The sequence below is a fragment of the Streptomyces sp. NPDC048275 genome (genome assembly GCF_040652275.1).
In the GTDB taxonomy this organism is placed as follows: domain Bacteria; phylum Actinomycetota; class Actinomycetes; order Streptomycetales; family Streptomycetaceae; genus Streptomyces.
Map to the genome: position 1 here is coordinate 1 of NZ_JBEZLR010000271.1, position 1,110 is coordinate 1,110.

The 1,110-nt window shown below is 68.5% G+C and carries 2 protein-coding genes; both read left to right on the forward strand.

Annotation, left to right across the window (positions count from 1 at the left end; genetic code table 11):
* Positions 1–642 (forward strand): transposase (locus AB0D57_RS47880; protein ID WP_362088796.1); only part of this gene is annotated, 642 nt, incomplete at its 5' end.
* A complete protein-coding gene (locus AB0D57_RS47885) occupies positions 639–1,037 on the forward strand; it encodes a hypothetical protein (RefSeq protein ID WP_362088797.1) in 399 nt (132 codons plus the stop codon). The genes AB0D57_RS47880 and AB0D57_RS47885, both read left to right, overlap by 4 nt.
* Positions 1,038–1,110: the final 73 nt, after the last annotated feature.

Genomic DNA, 1,110 nt, shown 5'->3' on the forward strand with positions numbered 1-1,110 from the left:
AGCGCGACGTACTACTACTTCGCCGCCTGGCGGGACGACGGGACCGACCAGGTCATCCATGAACTCCTGCGCTGCCAGGTCCGCGAACGCGCCCGACGATTAGAGGACCCGACCCTGGTGGTGCTGGACACCCAGAGTGTCCACGTGGCCGCCGGGGTCCCCGTCTCCACGAGTGGCCATGATCCGGCCAAGCGGGTGCCCGGCCGCAAGCGGGGCCTTGCCGTGGACGTCCTCGGCCTGGTCATCGCGGTCGTCGTTCTCGCTGCGAACACCCACGACAACGCCGTGGGCATCGTCCTGCTGGACCAGGTCGCCGAGCACGCCGGCGGAACCGTCCGCAAAGCCCTGGTCGACCAGGGCTTCAAAAACCAGGTCGCCGCACACGGCGCCGGCCTGGGCATCGACGTCGAGATCGTCCAACGCAACCCGCAGGTCAAGGGGTTCGTGCCGCAGCCGAAGCGGTGGAGGGTCGAGCAGACCTACGGGATCCTGATACTGCACCGGCGCTTGGTCCGCGACTACGAGCACCGCTCATCCTCCTCCGCCTCCCGCGTCTACTGGGCGATGACCCACGTCATGACCCGACGCCTCACCGGCGCGAACGCCCCCACCTGGCGCGAGCCGCAGGCGGTGCCCGCGTGAACATCCAGCCCCTGCTCGACGCCCTGGACCTCCAGGAAGACGCCGCCCGGGCCCTGGCCGACGAACTCCGCGCACAAATCGACGACCTGCAGACCAGGCTGCGGGAGGCCGAGACCCACCTGGAGCACCTCTCGATCACCCGCAAGACCATCACCAGCCTCGCCGACCGGCTCCCGGCCGTCGCGCCGGACCTGCCCGAGCATCCGGACTACCCCCGCATCCTCGCCGCCTTCAACCACGCGACCGGGCCGCTACGGGCCAAGGACGTCTGCGAAGCCCTCGGCCACGAACTGCTGCCCAAGAACGTCGAAGGCACCCGCGCCAAGCTGAAACGCCTGGTCAAACTCGGGATCCTTACCGAGGCCGACACCGGCAACTTCGCCAGGAAGCAATAGCCGACACAACCTCCACCAGCGGCCTTGCTCCCACCTCAGCCAGAAAAGGACATCGCCTTACGAACCGCCCACT